Below are 15,721 nucleotides of genomic sequence, written 5' to 3' on the forward strand. Positions count from 1 at the left end.
CGGCGTACGTCTGGTGTTTCGAAGGGGTCGCCCCCGCCCCGCCGGGCCGCGAGACGGGGGTGACCTCGCTGACGATCCGGCGACCGCCACTGGCCATGCGTGGCGCTCACGCCACCAGCGGCATCGACGCTGATCGCCGGTTTCACTCCATCAACGACCGCCGGTCCGAGCGGTAACGCGACGGGCGACGACACCGCACCGGCCGTCACCGCGCCCGTCGGGGGCGCGACGTAGGCTCGCTCCCATGCGTATCGGAGCCCACGTCGATTCGACCGACCCGCTGGCGGAGGCATCCGCGCGGTCCGCCGACACCGTGCAGTTCTTCCTCTCCGACCCGCAGGGGTGGAAGGCACCCACGCCGCGGGAGGACGCTGAGCGGCTACGCGCGGCCGAGGTCGACCTCTATGTGCACGCGCCGTACGTCATCAACGTGGCAACCCTCAACAACCGCATCCGGATCCCCAGTCGCAAGCTGCTGCTCGGGCACGCGACCGCGGCCGCCGCGATCGGCGCCAAGGGCCTGATCGTCCACGGCGGGCACGTCAACGCCGGGGACGACCTGGCGGTCGGCTTCGACAACTGGCGCAAGACATTCGCGTACGCGGCAGACTCCGGCGGCTTCGGTGTGCCGGTCCTGATCGAGAACACTGCCGGCGGTGACAACGCGTGCGCCCGCCGGCTGGACGCGCTCGCCCGACTCTGGGACGCCATCGGCGACCACGAGGTCGGCTTCTGCCTGGACACCTGCCACGCGTACGCCGGTGGCGAGGAGTTGCTCGGGCTGGTCGACCGGGTCAAGGCGATCACCGGACGGATCGATCTGGTGCACGCCAACAACTCCAAGGGCGCGTTCAACTCCGGCCAGGACAGGCACGACAACCTGAACGGCGGGACGATCGACCCGGAGTTGGTCGTGGCGGTGATCCGCGCCGCCGGGGCACCGGTGGTCGTCGAGACCCCGGGCGGAGTGGCCGGTCAGGCCGCCGATATCGACTTCCTCCGCCAGCAGGTCGGAGCGGAGCGCTCGCCAGCATGACGACCGGACAGCACGAGACCGAGAACGCCACGGACAGCGCCGCCACGGACGGTCCGGCGAAGAACGACGCCGCGAAGGACCGCACGCCCAAGGACGAAACGACCAAGAGCGGCACGCCCAAGAGCAACACGACCACGAACGGCACAGCCAAGAGCACCACGACCAAGAGCAGCCCGACCAAGAGCAGCACCGCCGAGAGCGGCACGACCAAGGACCACGCGGCGAAGAACGACGCCGCGAAGAACGACGCCGGGAAAGACGACACGCCCAAGAGCGGCGCGGCCTCCGGCGAGAGCACGGCCGAGAAGGACGTGAGCGACAAGGACGTCAGCGACAAGGACGCGGGCGAGAAGGCGGGCGACGCCGGCGGTCAGGACAAGGCCGACGGCGAGGCGAAGCCGGTGGAAGCCGAGCGGTGGGACGCCTTCGCCTCCGCGCCGGAGCCGGTGCCCAACCGGTTCAGCCGGGCGGCCCGCGCGGTCGGCCGGTCGGTCGGCCGGTTCCTGGTCCACGAGTGGACCCTGGCCAGCCTGGCCGTGCTGGGGCTGGCCGCGCTGATGACCTGGCCGACGCTGCGCTACCCGCGCTACACGCTTCCGCAGGACTACTGGGACCCGAGCCTGCAAGCCTGGCAGATGGCCTGGTCCGGGCACATCCTGCTGACCGATCCGGCGCGCCTGTGGCAGTCCAACACCTTCTTCGACGAGCTGTGGAGCTTCGCGTTCTCCGACACGCTGCTCGGTTACGCCCCGGCCGGGATGCTCGGCAGCGGCCCCGAGGACGCGGTGCTGCGCTACAACATCATGTTCGTGTTGGCGCACGCGCTCGCCACGTTCGGGGCGTACGCGCTGGCCCGGCAGTTGGGCTCGGGCCGGATCGGCGCGGCCGTCGCGGGGGTCGCCTACGCCTACGCGCCGTGGTTGCTGGCCCAGGCCGGGCACCTGCACGTGCTGTCCAACGGCGGTATCCCGCTGGCCCTGGCGATGCTGGCGCGCGGGCACGGCTGGTCGCTGCGGTACGGCTACCGGCCCGAGCGACGGCACGATGGCTGGGTCTACGCCGGCTGGCTGGTTGCGGCCTGGCAGATCAGCCTCGGCTTCGGTATCGGCCTGCCGTTCGCGTACTTCCTGGCCGGCGCGGTGGTGGTCACGGCCGTCCTGTTCGTCGTGCGGCGGTTCCGGGCCGGTCAGGCCCTGCCGTTCGGTCGCCGGCTGTTCGTCGCCGATCTGGTCGGCGGCGCGTTCTTCGCCGGCGTGGGTCTGCTGATGGCGTACCCGTACTTCATGGTGACCGAGCTGCACCCGTACGCCGAGCGTTCGATCGATGACATCCGCTCGTACTCGCCGCCGGCGTCGGGCTTCGTGACCGCGCCCGCCGAGTCGTGGGTCTGGGGTGGCCTGCACAAGGGTGCCCGCGCGGCTCTGCCGTGGCACGCGGAGATGACGCTGCTGCCGGGCTTCGTGCTGTACGCGCTGGCCGCTGGCGGCCTGTTCTTCTCGGTCTGGCGGCTGCGGCACCGGTTGCTGCTGCTCACCGGGGTGCTGGTGACGATGGTCTTCGCGATGGGCACCAGGTTTTTCGGCGGCAGTTTCACCTACGGGTTGCTGTTCGAACACGCGCCGGGTTGGAACGCCCTGCGTACCCCGGGCCGGTTGATGCTCTGGACCACGTTGCTGCTCGCGCTGCTCGCGGCGGGCGCGGTCACCGCCCTCACCGACCGGGTCCGCGAGTTGGCCGCGCAGCGGATCCCGTCGTGGCCGGGGCCGTGGCTACGGCTGGCCACCCTGTTGCCGCTGCTGCTGGTCACCGTCGAGGGTCTGAACAGCACTCCGCATCCGGTGGTGCCGACCCAGCCGGCGGCGCTGCGCACGGCCGAGGGGCCGCTGCTGGTGCTGCCGAGTAACCAGAGCCTGGACCAGCACGTGATGCTCTGGTCGACCAGCGGGTTCCCCGACGTGGTGAACGGTGGCAGCGGCTTCACGCCCCGCCAGCTCGACGACGTCCGCCGCGTGAGCCAGTCCTTCCCGAACCAGACCAGCGTCGACTACCTGCGCCTGCTGGGCGTCCGCACGGTGGTGCTGCTGCGTGGGCAGGTGACCGGTACGCCGTGGGAGATCACCATCGACGCACCGGTCGAGTCGCTCGACATCACCCGTCAGGAGATCGACGGCGCGGTGGTCTACCGGTTGTGACGGCGGTCGTGCCGTCCAGCCGCTAACGAGCTGCGGTACCGGCTGGGATCTCCGGATCGAGCGTCGACGGTCTTTCGGGGCGTATGCGGAAGCGGTCGATCCAACCGACGTCGGGCGCGCCGTCCAGCACGCCGCCGTCCGGGTCGTCGGCGTAGGTGGCCCGTACCGCGTCCTGCTCGGGATGCAGGATCTCCCGGATGACCAGCACGCAGAGCACCACCACGGTGGCCAGTCGCAGCGTCGAGGCCAGCACGAACACGCCTTCGGGGAAGACCGGACGGCTGGTCGCCGCGCCGAGCAGCTCACCGTAGAAGGCGACGAAGTAGCAGACCTCGGCGAGCTGCCAGGCCAGGAAGGCACCCCACTTCGGTCGGGCCAGCACCACCAGCGGCAGCATCCAGAGCACGAACTGCTGGGACCAGACCTTGCTGAAGATAAGGAACGCGGCGACCACCAGGAAGGCGAGCTGGGCGAGCCGTGGCCGGCGCGGTGCCCGCAGCGCCAGCACTGCCACGCCGAGGCAGGCCAGCCCGAACAGGGCGTACGAGACGATGTTGAGGGTGGGGATGTTGGCGTTCAGCCACTCGAACGGGCCCTGCCGGCCCGAGTTGGTGCCGATCTTGCCGTCGAGATAACGCCCGATGTACCAGAGTGTGCCCCAGTCGATCGGCCGGGTGGTGTTGAGTTCGAAGAACCGGCCCCAGTTCTCCGGGTACGCCCGCGCGGGCTGCAGGTTCACCAGCACCACGGCGACGACCGCCGTACCGATGGCGGTGAGGGCAGCACGGAGCCGGCCGGCCCGCAGCGCCAGAACGAGGATCGGCCCCAGCAGGAACAGCGGCCAGAGCTTCGCCGCACCGGCCAGGCCGAGCAGCACGCCGGCCACCGCCGGTTGTCGCCGAGCCCAGGCCAGCAGGCCGAACGCGGCCAGGCCGATGGCGAGCAGGTCCCAGTTGACGGTGGCGGTGAGCAGCAGCGCCGGGGCGAGCGCGAACATCGCGGCGTCCCAGGGTCGTCGGCGCCGCAACGCCAGGATCACCGCCACGGTGGCCACCGCGAGCGCGCCCAGCACGAGCGCGTTGAGGTTGTAGAACCACTGGGCCTGGTTGATGCTCGGGTCACCGTCGCCGATGGCGTGCACCGGCAGGCCGAGGGCCCCCATGAAGTAGCCGGTCAACACCGGGTACTCGACGGGGTGGTCACGGTAGGGCACCTTGCCCTCGTTGAGCCCTTCGGCGTAGTAGAGGGCGAGCACGTCGGTGTAGCAGAACCGGTTGTACTGGACGTTGTTCTGCCAGGCGCCGTCCTGGCACGGCGATTTCTGCACCCAGTGCAGGGCGAGCGCGAGACAGGTCAGCGCCAGGACGATCCGGGCGGCGGTCCAGAACCGGCGCTCGCTGCCGGCCGGCCGGTCCAGCGCCGTCGCGTGGTCGCCCAGCGGCCCGCCGATAGCGCCGGAGATGCCGCGGACGAACCCGTCGGAGCGGGACGGGTGGTCGGTGGTTCCGGCGTCGTCGATGCCGGGCGTCGACTGGGTGCTCATGAGAAGGCATCCTGCCGTACGACGGGGGTGCGCGTCCCGCCCCGACGCGGAGATCCGGGTACGGATACGCCGCCGCCGGCCGGACAGATCGTCCGGCCGGCGGCGGCGTGGTGGAGCTGTGCTGGTCAGTCCCGATTGGACGGAGGCAGGCTGGGTAACAGCCCGCCGCCGTTGCCTCCATTGCCTCCGTTGCCGGGTCGACCGGGCCCGCCCGGAGTGTTACCGCCGGCGTTGCCGTCGTTACGCGGGCAGAACGGGTTGGTCAGCGGGTCGCAGGGCTGGCCACCCGGGCCACCCGGCAGGCCCGGCAGATCGGGCGTGGGCGGCGGCGGTGGCGCCTCACCGTTTCCGGAGTCTGCGTCGCCGACGTTCGCCGCTGGCGGGAAGTCGACCTTCGGCTTGCCCTTCAGCGCCTCGTTCATGAACCGTTCCCAGATATCGCCAGGGAGGTTGGCGCCGCTGACCTTGCGCTTGTCCTTGAGGAGGAGTGGCTTCCGGTCCTTCACGTTGCCCACCCACACCGCGGTGGCCAACTGCGGGGTGTAGCCGATCATCCAGGCGTCGCCGTTGTCACTGCTGTCGCCCTTGAGCTCCCAGGTGCCGGTCTTGGAGGCTGCCTTGCGACCGTCGTCGAGTCGGTGGTTGACCGCGGCCGGGTAGTCCTTCAGCACCGACGTGACGTCGTCCACCACGCCCTTGTCGATTCTCCGCTTCGAGTCGAGCTTCTCGCTGTAGACCTTGTCCCACTTACCGGTGTTCGGGTTCTGCTTCTCCACCGAGTACAGGAAGTGGGCCTTGTTGTAGACGCCCCCGTTGGCGAAGGTGGCGACCCCGTTGGCGTGGTCCAGCACCGTGATCGGGTACTGGCCGTAGCCGACCACGTTGAAGAACGGCTCCGGCGTGATGTCCTTCGGGTCGGTCTTGGTCAGGTCGTAGGCCTTGGCCGGGTTGGTGTCGGTCCTCCACATGGTGGTGACGCCGGCCTGCTTGGCCATGTCGACAACCTTGTCCGCGCCGATTTCCTCCGTGACGTAGTAGAACGGCACGTTGAGGGACTTGAGCGTGGACACCTTGAGTGTGCAGGAGTTCCCGCAGGAGGGGTTGTCGACGCCAGCGTTGCTGACCTTGAACTTGGTGCCCTCCGGCGTGAAGGCCTTGCCCTTCCAACGAGACTCGAGCGACTTCTTTTCCTTGAGCGCAGCCGCCAGGGTGTAGATCTTGAAGCTTGAGCCGGGTGAGTGCCCGCCGCTGATCGCCCCGCTGGAGTCGGTGTTCTTGCCGGCGTAGTCGGTGCCGGTGCCGTTGTCACCGCCGTAGTACGCGAGCACCCGACCGGTGGTGGGGTCGATCGCCACCACTGCGGCCATGAGGTTGCTCGGCTGGCCAGCCAGTTCGGAGCCCTTGGACTTGCGCTGGGCCGTCTCGACCGCCGCCGCCTGGATCTTGGTGTCGACGGTGGTGCGGATGCGATAACCGCCGGCCATCAGCGCCTGCGAGCACCGCGGCTTGGTGTCGGTCACCTCCGCGTCCTTCTCGACGCAGAGGCCCCTGTCCCGCATCTCCTGCCGGACGTAGTTGATCACGTTGCCGTACGGCGTGTCGACGCCGAAGTCGACGCCGATGCCGCCCTTCTTCGGGGCCTTGATGGTCTTCGGGTACTCGGCAGGCCGCTCGGGCTTGCCGGCCACACCCAGCCAACCCTCCTTGACCATGCCGTCGATCACGTAGTTCCAGCGATCCTGGGCGGCGGTCGGGTTGACAGCCGGGTCGTACCCCTGGTGGGTGGCGCTGGGCTCCGGTTGCTTGATCAGGGCCGCGAGCACCGCGCCCTCATCCGGCTTGAGGTTCTTCACCGACTTGCCGAAGTAGGTCTGCGCCGCCGCCTCGATGCCGTAGGCGCCTCGGCCGAAGTAGATCACGTTGAGGTAGTGCTGCATGATCTGCGGCTTCGTGTACTCGTCGTTGAGCTTGGAGGCGAGGATCGCCTCCTTCACCTTCCGGGCGTAGGTGTCGTCCTTCAGGTTGTCGTAGGCGTTGCGCGCGTACTGCTGGGTGATGGTGGAGGCACCCTGCTTGTCGCCGCCGGAGAGGTTGTTCCACCCGGCACGGGCAATACCCTTGTAATCCACGCCGGAGTGTCGGTAGAAGTTCCGATCCTCGGCTGCGGCCACCGCGTCCTGCACGTACTGCGGGATCTGGTCGATGGTCACCAGGGTTCGGTTCTGATCGCCCACCTTGGCGATGATCGTCTTGTTGTCGAAGGCGTACAGGGTGGTCGCCTGCGGCGGGGTGATCTCATCCGGCAGCACCACGTTTGTCGAGTAGTAGGTGAACCCGACGACGCCGATACCGGCGAGCATGATGAAGACCGCGAACCCGGCGATCAGCAGGTTCATCCGCTTGCGCTTCTTGGCCCGTGCCGCCCCGCGCGGATCACCCGCACCACGACCGCCCCGACCCGGACCGTTCGGCCCGCCTGGGCCACCCGGGCCACCCGGGCCACCGGAGACCGGGGAGACGCTCGCTCGGGCGACCGCAGCACGGCCACCGACCGACGCCGAGCCGACGCTGGCCCTGCCACCGACGGCAGCGCTGCCGACCGTGGCCCGGCCCGCGGGAGCGCCCGGCGCCGGCGACACGGGCACCGAGGCCCGGCCCGCGCCGGCACGTCCGGCGGCCACGCCCGGTGCCGGCGACACCGGCACCGAGGCCCGGCCGGCCCGACCCGGCGTGGCCGAACCCACCGAGGCGGACCCGGCGGCGCCGCCGCGCGGCGGCACCGAGGCCGAACCACCCACCGAGGCGCGACCACCGGCAGGCCGGGGTGTCACCGAGGCCCGGCCGGGCGGCGCCGCTGGCTCCGAGGCGGACCAGCCGCCTGCGTGAGAGTCACCGCGGGATCGGTGGTACGCGTCGTCCGTGCCCGGTCCGGGGTCACCGTCCGGGCCCGGGTACTGGGCCCGCCCGCGCGCAGAACTGGGATCGCCGTACGAGTTCATTCCTCACACCCTGCCGGTCGCGGTGGAGCGCGACTGCGCCGCCACCGGGTTGCCGTGAGTTGCTTCACCCGGGACGCCGGCACGAGGGTGCCGATTCACCGGGGTCATTGCAGTATCAATCGGGCCAATCGGACCAACGAGCGGTCGGCCGTCCCGGGTCACGTCTACGGCCCCGGGGCCGGTCCAACCAGCTGAGATCACCGTTGCGCCTCTCGCCTCCGCCGACCCACGCCCTCGGTGGCCGCCACGTCCTGCTCGTCAGCGCTGTCGCCGTCGCCAGTGAGACCATCCCGGCCGAGCAGGTACTGCTCGACGAGATGGTTCCAGTCACAGCCGAGGCACACCTCCACCACGAAGACCTGAAACTCACGCAGCGTCATCGCCAGCACGGGCAACTCGACAAGTGTCCGTGCCTGCCCGGCGGACTGCTTGAGTTCGTCCCCGTAAATGTAGTGGACGAGGGTCAGATTCTCGCTGCGACAGATCGGGCAGCGCCGCTCCGTCGGCTCGCCGTGGAACCGTGCAGCGTTCTTCAGGTACGGCGATGCGTCGCAGACGTCGTACGTGCCGACCCGGCCAGCCAGAAGCTCACGCAGCACTGCTCGCTTCTGAAGCGAGTAGTCGACGACCTGGCGCTGCGTACGCATGCGGAGAAGGGTACGCGGTCCGGCTCGACCAGGCGACCACGGTCACGATCCGTGACGACGGGATCCCGGAACGAGGGTTTGCCCTGGCTTCGACGAACCGCTAACGTGCGATGTATCGGTCCGATACATCGCGGCGGTTACCGCTCCGCGCCGGGGGTAAGAGAGGATGGCCCGTGCTCGACCTCGCCATCCTCGGCCTCCTGCAGGAGTCTCCGATGCACGGCTATGAGCTGCGCAAGGAACTGGCGGCCAAACTCGGTGCGATCCGAGCGGCGATCAGCTACGGCTCGCTCTACCCCACGCTACGCAGGTTGCAGGCGGCGGGATGGATCACCGAAGCCGCTGAGACACCCGTCACCGCCGAGGAGGTTCCCGCGCTGACCAGCCGACGTGGTCGGGTGGTCTACAAAATCACCGCGGAGGGCAAGGAACGTTTCGCCCAGCTGATCGCACAGGCAGGGCCCGAGACGTACGACGACACGGGTTTCGGAGTGCACTTCGCGTTCTTCGCCCGGACCGACCAGGCGACCCGACTACGCATTCTGGAGGGTCGCCGCCGCAAGATCGAGGAACGTCGCGAAGGGCTTCGCGACGTGCTGGGCCGGGCGGCCGAGCGCCTCGACGCTTACACCCTGGAACTGCAGCGCCACGGCCTTGACGCCTGTGAGCGTGAGGTCCGCTGGCTGGAGGAGCTCATCGCCAACGAGCGCTCCGGCCGAGCCCCGACAGTCCCGCGAACCGGGACGGCCGGTGGCCGACGAGAAGACAACAGCCCGCCTCCACCTGGAGAGACCAGGAAAGAGCGGCCGTGACAGAGAAGAAGGAGGCAGACGCTATGGGCTCCGTCCGCGTCGCCATCGTCGGTGTGGGTAACTGCGCCTCGTCCCTGGTTCAGGGCGTCGAGTACTACCGGAACGCCGACCCGAACGACCGCGTCCCGGGTCTCATGCACGTCACCTTCGGCGACTACCACGTCTCTGACGTTGAGTTTGTCGCGGCGTTCGACGTCGACGCCAAGAAGGTGGGCATGGACCTCGCGGAGGCGATCGTCGCCAGCGAGAACAACACCATCAAGCTCTGCGACGTACCGCCGACCGGCGTGTCCGTGCAGCGCGGTCCGACCTTCGACGGTCTGGGCCAGTACTACCGCGAGATCGTCGAGGAGTCCGACGCCACCGCCGTCGACGTGACTCAGGCGCTGCGCGACGCTCAGGTCGACGTCCTCGTCTGCTACCTGCCCGTCGGTTCCGAGCAGGCCGCCAAGTTCTACGCCCAGGCGGCGATCGACGCTGGCTGCGCGTTCGTCAACGCCCTGCCCGTCTTCATCGCCTCGGACCCGGCGTGGGCGCAGAAGTTCACCGACGCTGGCCTGCCGATCGTCGGTGACGACATCAAGAGCCAGGTCGGCGCCACCATCGTGCACCGCGCCCTGGCGAAGCTCTTCGAGGACCGCGGCGTCGAGCTGCTGCGCACGTACCAGCTCAACTTCGGCGGCAACATGGACTTCATGAACATGCTGGAGCGCAAGCGGCTGGTCTCGAAGAAGATCTCGAAGACCCAGTCGGTCACCTCGCAGATCCCGCACGAGATGAGCAAGAGCGACGTGCACATCGGCCCGTCGGACCACGTGCCGTGGCTGGACGACCGCAAGTGGGCGTACATCCGCCTGGAGGGTCGCTCCTTCGGTGACACCCCGCTGAACGCCGAGCTCAAGCTCGAGGTGTGGGACTCGCCGAACTCGGCCGGCGTCATCATCGACGCCGTCCGGGCCGCGAAGATCGCCCTGGACCGGAAGATCGCCGGCCCGATCCTGTCGGCCTCGTCGTACTTCATGAAGTCCCCGCCGGTGCAGTACGCCGACCACGACGCCCACCAGGCTGTCGAGGAGTTCATCGCCGGCGAGGTCGAGCGCTGACCCGCTGATCAGCAAGCACGGCCGAGGGCCGGGTCCGCACGGACCCGGCCCTCGCCACGTTCAGCTCGACATCTCCAGGTACGGCGACAGCCGCAGCGCCAACTCGTCGATGGAGTCGACCTCGCCACTGACCAGCGCGTCGGTCAATGCCATCCGCTCCTTCGCCGGCATGTTGAGGACAAAGCCGGCCCGCCCCAGGAAGACCGTCATCGCTGCCCAACCAAGTCCGGCGTTCCAGACATCGAGTGGTCGCCACATCATCAGGCCATGCAGAAGCGCTGCGGACTTGTCGAGGACCGTCGGATAGACGGCCCGCCCCACCAGCCGTGCATGGGGGCGCGCCGCCGCCGCGACGAGGATCCCCGCATCGCGTACGCGGCTCTCTGGCCCGGTCCACTCCGCGAGAAGGGTCAGTAGATCCTCCGCATCTGGCCAAGCCTGGGTCACCGCTCGCCCAGCATCTCGAAGAACTTGGCGTCCTCGGCGAACACCTTCCGAGCTGCCTGGCGGGTCCATTCGTCGCGATCGTGGCGGTCCAGGTATGCCTGAATCGCCACTTCCACGGTCTTGTGCATCGAACGCTGCTCGGCCTCGGCAAGCTCCTTGAGGCGCTGTTCGACTTCGGGCTTGAGGGTCAGCGTAAATGCCATACCAAAGTTGTATAACCCTGCTCGGTGAGCGTCAACCAGCGGACCAGGCGTGTCGCAGCGCGACCCCGGCCTCCAGCTCCAGCAGCTTGACCTTGCGGGGCAGACCGCCACCGAAACCGACCAGCTTGCCGCCCGCGCCGACGATCCGGTGACACGGCACGATCACCGGGACCGGGTTGCGGTTGCAGGCCACACCAACCGCCCGTGCCGCCCCGGGGTCACCGACCAGGCGCGCCACCTCGCCGTACGTCAAGGTCTCGCCGTACGGAATACGGGTCATCTCCCGCCACACCGCCCGCTCGAACTCCGAGCCGCGCGGAACCGACACCGGGACGGTGAAGGCGGTCAGCTCACCGGCGAAGTACGCCCGCAGCTCGGCGACGGCCTGTTGGGACAACGGGTCGGCGGGCTCGCCGGCCACGGCATCCACCCGACCGAAGTGCGTGCCGCACACGCTCGTGCCGTCGGTGGCCACGGAGAACTCGCCGATCGGTGAGTCGAGCACGGTCCAGCGCATCCACCCATTGTCCCTGTCGCGGGCTTCCTCGCCGGCACAGCTACCAGCGTCGGGCCGAGCGCCACTCCTCGGCTGCCTGGATCGCCGTGGCAGCGGCATCCCGCTCGGCGCGGGCGCGATCACGATCGCGGAACCCCAGGTAGAGCTTGCGGCCGGCGAAGAACGGCAGCAGCACCGCCGCGTAGAAGAACGTGACGTACCCGCTCCCGGAGCGAAGCAGGTAATAGACGTAGTAGCCGGCGAGCACGCCACCGATGCCGCAGAGCACCCGGTCGACCCGCGAGGTGGTGGCGAAGGAGGTGACCGCGGCGCCCAGGAGCACGGCGGCGGTCAGCGCCATGCCAACGATGTAGACGATGTAGATGACGATCACCACGGTTACGGCACGTGCCCTTTCGTTACGGGCTGACCTGAGCGATCGGTCGGCGGCGCAGAAGATAACTCGCTGGTGTCCGTCGGCGCTGCCCCGCTTTTCGATCTACACCAGCGGCCCGCGTCGGCAGATCATCTTCGCGTCGCACCGGGCCTTCGAACGTTGCAGGACGTCGATACTGTGCAGGTCGTGGCCACGGGGACGCTCATCTTTCTGCTCATCGGCGCGGCGGGTGTCGGAGTGCTGGCACTCGCCCTGCTCGGCACCGAGCTGCTGCACTTCGGGCACGCCGACGTGGACGGGCCGGCCTCGACCGAGGCGGTGGCGGGCTTCGCCGGCGCATTCGGGTTCGGCGGGGCCATCGTCAACGAACTGCTCGGTGCGCGTACACCGGGAATGATCGCGGGCGCGGCAGCCGCCGGCCTGGTCGCCGCCGTGCCCACCGCGTGGTTGGCGGCCCGGCTGAGCCGGGCGGCGCGGAACATGCGCACCGACCCCACCCCCACCCGGAACGACCTGGTCGGCGCGCTCGGTCTGGTGGTGACCCCGGTGCCGGTCGACGGTTACGGCGAGGTCCGGGTACGCGTCGCCGGCCAGCCGGTCAAGCTCAACGCCCGCGCCGACCAGCCGATCCCGATCGGCGCTCAGGTCTTCGTCGTGCAGGCGCTCAGCGAGACCAGCGTGCACGTCGAAACCTACTGACTCCTCCTCGAAGACAGGACTCCTCATGCCCCTGTTAATCGCCATCGGCGGCGCGGTCCTCCTCGTGCTCGTCCTGGTGTTCTTCGTCCTCTCCCGGATCAAGGTGGCCGGGCCGAACGAAGCGTTCATCGTCACCGGCCGTAAGGGCCGCACCACGCACACCGCCGACGGTGGTCGGTCCACCGACAACTCCGGGCAGAAGGTCGTGCTGGGCGCCTCGGTGTTCGTGCTGCCGGTGGTGCAGAAGCTCCAGTCGCTCGACCTGTCCAGCCGGCGGATCGACGTCGGCATTCGGGGCGCGGTGAGCAAGCAGGGCATCCGCGCCGACCTGCACGGCGTGGCGATCGTCAAGGTCGGCGGGACCGAGGACGCGATCCGGGCGGCCGCCCAGCGGTTCCTGCACCAGCAGGACGAGATCGACAACTTCACCCGGGAGGTGCTGGCCGGCGCGCTGCGGTCGATCGTCGGCCGACTCACCGTCGAGGAGGTGATCCGGGACCGGGCGGCGTTCGCCAACGCGGTGGCCGAGGAGGCCGAGCACTCGATGACCAACCAGGGCCTGGTGCTGGACACCTTCCAGCTTCAGGACATCCTCGCCGAGGGTTCGTATCTGCAGGACCTGGGGCGGCCCGAGGCCGCCCGGGTGCTCAAGGACGCGGCGATCGCCGAGGCGCGGGCCCGGCAGCAGGCAGAGCAGGAGCGACTGCTCGCCGAGGAGGCCATCGCCGAGGCGAACCGGAACCTGGCTCTGAAGCAGGCCGGCATCCAGGCGGAGATCGACGCGGCGAAGGCCAAGTCGGCCGCGGCCGGGCCGCTCGCCCAGGCGGAACGGGACCAGGCGATCCTGTCCGAGCAGCAGAAGGTGGCCGAGCGCAACGCCGAGCTCAAGCAGCGCCAACTGGACACCGAGGTCCGCAAGCCGGCCGACGCCGCCCGGTACAAGGTGGAGCAGGAGGCCGAGGCGGCCCGCAACGCGGCGGTGCTGAGTGCGGACGCGCAGCGGCAGGCGGTCATCGCCGCCGCGCAGGCCTCCGCCGAGCAGGCCCGGCTCACCGGTGAGGGCGAGCGGGCCCGCCGGGCCGCGCTGGCCGAGGCGAACGCGATCGAGGGCGCCAAGGAGGGTGAGGCCGAGCAGCGACGGCGCTCGGCGATCGCTGAGGCGGTCGAGCGGGAGGGCACGGCCGAGGCTGCCGCCATCCTGGCCCGAGGGCAGGCCGAGGCCGACGCGATGGCGCGCAAGGCTGAGGCGTTCGCCGCGTACGGCGAGGCCGCGGTGCTGGACCTGCTGGTCAAGGTGCTGCCGCAGGTGGTCGAGGCGGCCAGCGCCCCGATCGGGGCGATCGACAAGATGACCGTCATCTCCACCGACGGCGCGTCGTCACTGACGAAGTCGGTGGCCGGCAACGTGGCGCAGGGTCTTCAGCTCGGCAGCGACCTGACCGGCATCGACCTGCCCGGCCTGCTGGCGCGGCTCGGCTCGGCGTCCAGCGCTGTCGCCAACGGCACCTCGGCCGGCAAGGGCACCGCAGCCGTGGACGGAACGGCAGTCGAAACCCGCTGACGACGTACGCCGACGGGCGCCGCTCCCGGTTCGGGGGTGGCGCCCGCCTGCGTACCGGGAGTGTTCGTTGCGGAGGCGACGGCTAGTTGATCAGGCCTTCGGCGCGGGCCCAGCGCAGCAACTCCGCCTCGGCTGCGTCGCGGTCCAGTGGGCCGTGCTCCAGGCGCTGTTCCTTGAGGTGCTTCCAGGCCCGCCCCACCACCGGCCCCGGCGGTACGCCGAGCAGTTCCATGATCGCGTTGCCGTCGAGGTCGGGGCGAACCCGGGCCAGGTCCTCCTCGGCCGCGATCCGGCCGATCCGGTCCTCCAGCGCGTCGTAGTCGGCGGCGAGCTGGGCGGCCTTACGGCGGTTGCGGGTGGTGCAGTCCGAGCGGGTCAGCTTGTGCAGCCGGGGCAGCAGGTCACCGGCGTCGGCGACGTAGCGGCGCACCGCGGAGTCGGTCCACTCGCCCCGCCCGTACCCGTAGAACCGCAGGTGCAGCGCGACCAGCGCGGTCACCTTCGCGGTGACCTCCTTCGGGTAGCGCAGCGCCTTCATCCGGGCCTTGGTCAGCCGGGCACCGACCACCTCGTGGTGGTGGAAGCTGACCCGACCGTCGGGGGCGGCGGCCTTGGTCGCCGGCTTGCCGACGTCGTGCATGAGGGCGGCCATCCGCAGAACGAAGTCGCAGCCCTCCTCCTCGAAGGAGATCGCGTTCTCGACGACCGTCAGCGTGTGCTCGTAGACGTCCTTGTGCTGGGCGTGCTCGTCGATCTCCAGCTTCAGACCGGTCAGCTCCGGCAGGAACCGCTCGGCCAGCCCGGTGTCGACCAGCAGCCGCAGCCCGGTAATCGGGTCGGCGCCGCAGAGCAGCTTGGTGAACTCGTCGCGAATCCGCTCGGCGGTGATCCGGTCCAGGTCGGCGGCCATCTCGCTCATCGCCGCGTGCACGTCCGGGTGCACGGCGAAGCGCAGTTGGGCGGCGAACCGCGCGGCCCGCAGCATCCGCAGCGGATCGTCGCCGAACGACTCACGCGGGGTGCTGGGGGTACGGATCACCTTGGCCGAGAGGTCGCCCAGCCCACCGTGCGGGTCGGTGAACCGGTGCTCCGGCAGGCTGACCGCCATCGCGTTGATGGTGAAGTCGCGCCGCTTCAGGTCCTCGTCGAGGCTGGTGCCGTAGGCCACGACCGGGTTGCGGCTGACCTGGTCGTACGACTCGGCGCGGAAGGTGGTGATCTCCAACCGGAGGCCGTCGCGCTGGGCGCCGATGGTGCCGAATTCGCGGCCGGTCTCCCAGATCGACTCGGCCCAGCCTTTGATGATCCGCAGCGTCTCGTCTGGGTGCGCGTCCGTGCAGAAGTCCAGATCGTCGCCGAGCCGGCCGAGCAGCGCGTCCCGCACCGAACCGCCCACCAGGTGCAACTCGTGACCGGCGCGGACGAACCGGCGGCCCAACTCGTCGGCGACCGGGGAGACCCGGAGTAGTTCGGCGACGGCGTTGCGCTGCGCGGCGGTGAGTTCGCGGCGGTCGGCGGCGTGAGGAGCAGAAGCTTCGGACATGGGATCGCCAGCCTATCGGGCCGGGGTGTGATCCGATCCGCCG

At 69.7% G+C, this 15,721-nt stretch carries 15 protein-coding genes; 7 read left to right on the forward strand and 8 right to left on the reverse strand.

Annotated features, from left to right (window positions below):
* Window positions 1–244: 244 nt before the first annotated feature.
* Both ABZ780_RS27185 and ABZ780_RS27190 read left to right on the forward strand, forming a co-directional pair.
* Window positions 245–1,036 carry a deoxyribonuclease IV gene (locus tag ABZ780_RS27185; protein WP_357003122.1) on the forward strand — a complete coding sequence of 264 codons (792 nt, stop codon included), beginning with the start codon at window positions 245–247 and terminating at the stop codon, window positions 1,034–1,036.
* Window positions 1,033–3,228: a hypothetical protein gene (locus ABZ780_RS27190; protein WP_357487896.1), complete on the forward strand. Its 2,196-nt coding sequence runs from the start codon at window positions 1,033–1,035 to the stop codon at window positions 3,226–3,228. The genes ABZ780_RS27185 and ABZ780_RS27190 overlap by 4 nt, the downstream gene beginning before the upstream one ends.
* A 22-nt stretch (window positions 3,229–3,250) precedes the next feature.
* On the opposite strand, the gene ABZ780_RS27195 is transcribed toward ABZ780_RS27190, so the two are convergent.
* Both ABZ780_RS27195 and ABZ780_RS27200 read right to left on the reverse strand, forming a co-directional pair.
* Window positions 3,251–4,771 (reverse strand): glycosyltransferase 87 family protein, encoded by a 1,521-nt coding sequence (locus ABZ780_RS27195; protein ID WP_357003127.1) that lies wholly within the window; start codon window positions 4,769–4,771, stop codon window positions 3,251–3,253.
* Window positions 4,772–4,896: 125 nt separating this feature from the next.
* Window positions 4,897–7,167, reverse strand: a complete 2,271-nt coding sequence (locus tag ABZ780_RS27200) for a transglycosylase domain-containing protein (protein ID WP_357487897.1) — start codon at window positions 7,165–7,167, stop codon at window positions 4,897–4,899.
* A gap of 205 nt (window positions 7,168–7,372) precedes the next feature.
* Here ABZ780_RS27200 and ABZ780_RS27205 point away from each other — a divergent pair, with 205 nt between their 5' ends.
* A complete protein-coding gene (locus ABZ780_RS27205) occupies window positions 7,373–7,657 on the forward strand; it encodes a hypothetical protein (RefSeq protein ID WP_357487898.1) in 285 nt (94 codons plus the stop codon).
* A 310-nt stretch (window positions 7,658–7,967) separates the two neighbouring features.
* On the opposite strand, the gene ABZ780_RS27210 is transcribed toward ABZ780_RS27205, so the two are convergent.
* Window positions 7,968–8,417, reverse strand: a complete 450-nt coding sequence (locus ABZ780_RS27210; protein ID WP_357003133.1) for a DUF5318 domain-containing protein — start codon at window positions 8,415–8,417, stop codon at window positions 7,968–7,970.
* Between the two features lie 173 nt (window positions 8,418–8,590).
* Between ABZ780_RS27210 and ABZ780_RS27215 the strand changes: the two genes are divergently transcribed.
* Both ABZ780_RS27215 and ABZ780_RS27220 read left to right on the forward strand, forming a co-directional pair.
* On the forward strand, window positions 8,591–9,229 hold the full coding sequence (locus tag ABZ780_RS27215) for a PadR family transcriptional regulator (protein ID WP_357003135.1): 639 nt from the start codon (window positions 8,591–8,593) through the stop codon (window positions 9,227–9,229).
* A gap of 23 nt (window positions 9,230–9,252) precedes the next feature.
* Complete coding sequence (locus ABZ780_RS27220; RefSeq protein WP_357003137.1) at window positions 9,253–10,332, forward strand: inositol-3-phosphate synthase; 1,080 nt, start codon at window positions 9,253–9,255, stop codon at window positions 10,330–10,332.
* Between the two features lie 60 nt (window positions 10,333–10,392).
* Here ABZ780_RS27220 and ABZ780_RS27225 read toward each other — a convergent pair whose 3' ends face one another.
* The 4 genes from ABZ780_RS27225 to ABZ780_RS27240 are packed head-to-tail and all read right to left on the reverse strand — an operon-like array spanning window position 10,393 to window position 11,872.
* Window positions 10,393–10,779 carry a hypothetical protein gene (locus ABZ780_RS27225; RefSeq protein WP_357487899.1) on the reverse strand — a complete coding sequence of 129 codons (387 nt, stop codon included), beginning with the start codon at window positions 10,777–10,779 and terminating at the stop codon, window positions 10,393–10,395.
* Window positions 10,776–10,982, reverse strand: coding sequence for a ribbon-helix-helix protein, CopG family (locus tag ABZ780_RS27230; protein ID WP_357003139.1), 207 nt, complete (start codon window positions 10,980–10,982; stop codon window positions 10,776–10,778). Before ABZ780_RS27230 ends, ABZ780_RS27225 begins: the two co-directional genes overlap by 4 nt.
* A 31-nt stretch (window positions 10,983–11,013) precedes the next feature.
* Entirely contained in the window at window positions 11,014–11,499 is a 486-nt protein-coding gene (locus ABZ780_RS27235; RefSeq protein ID WP_357487900.1) for a methylated-DNA--[protein]-cysteine S-methyltransferase, read from the reverse strand.
* Between the two features lie 40 nt (window positions 11,500–11,539).
* A complete protein-coding gene (locus tag ABZ780_RS27240) occupies window positions 11,540–11,872 on the reverse strand; it encodes a hypothetical protein (RefSeq protein ID WP_357487901.1) in 333 nt (110 codons plus the stop codon).
* A 180-nt stretch (window positions 11,873–12,052) separates the two neighbouring features.
* On the opposite strand from ABZ780_RS27240, the gene ABZ780_RS27245 reads away from it, so the two are divergent.
* Together ABZ780_RS27245 and ABZ780_RS27250 are read left to right on the forward strand one after the other, a co-directional pair.
* Window positions 12,053–12,574, forward strand: a complete 522-nt coding sequence (locus ABZ780_RS27245) for a hypothetical protein (RefSeq protein WP_357004786.1) — start codon at window positions 12,053–12,055, stop codon at window positions 12,572–12,574.
* A 25-nt stretch (window positions 12,575–12,599) separates the two neighbouring features.
* Window positions 12,600–14,135, forward strand: a complete 1,536-nt coding sequence (locus ABZ780_RS27250) for an SPFH domain-containing protein (RefSeq protein ID WP_357003145.1) — start codon at window positions 12,600–12,602, stop codon at window positions 14,133–14,135.
* 82 nt (window positions 14,136–14,217) lie between these two features.
* Here ABZ780_RS27250 and ABZ780_RS27255 read toward each other — a convergent pair whose 3' ends face one another.
* Window positions 14,218–15,678: a CCA tRNA nucleotidyltransferase gene (locus tag ABZ780_RS27255; protein ID WP_357003147.1), complete on the reverse strand. Its 1,461-nt coding sequence runs from the start codon at window positions 15,676–15,678 to the stop codon at window positions 14,218–14,220.
* Between the last annotated feature and the right edge of the window lie 43 nt (window positions 15,679–15,721).

It is taken from the genome of Micromonospora sp. NPDC047467 (assembly GCF_040643095.1).
Classification (GTDB): Bacteria; Actinomycetota; Actinomycetes; order Mycobacteriales; family Micromonosporaceae; genus Micromonospora.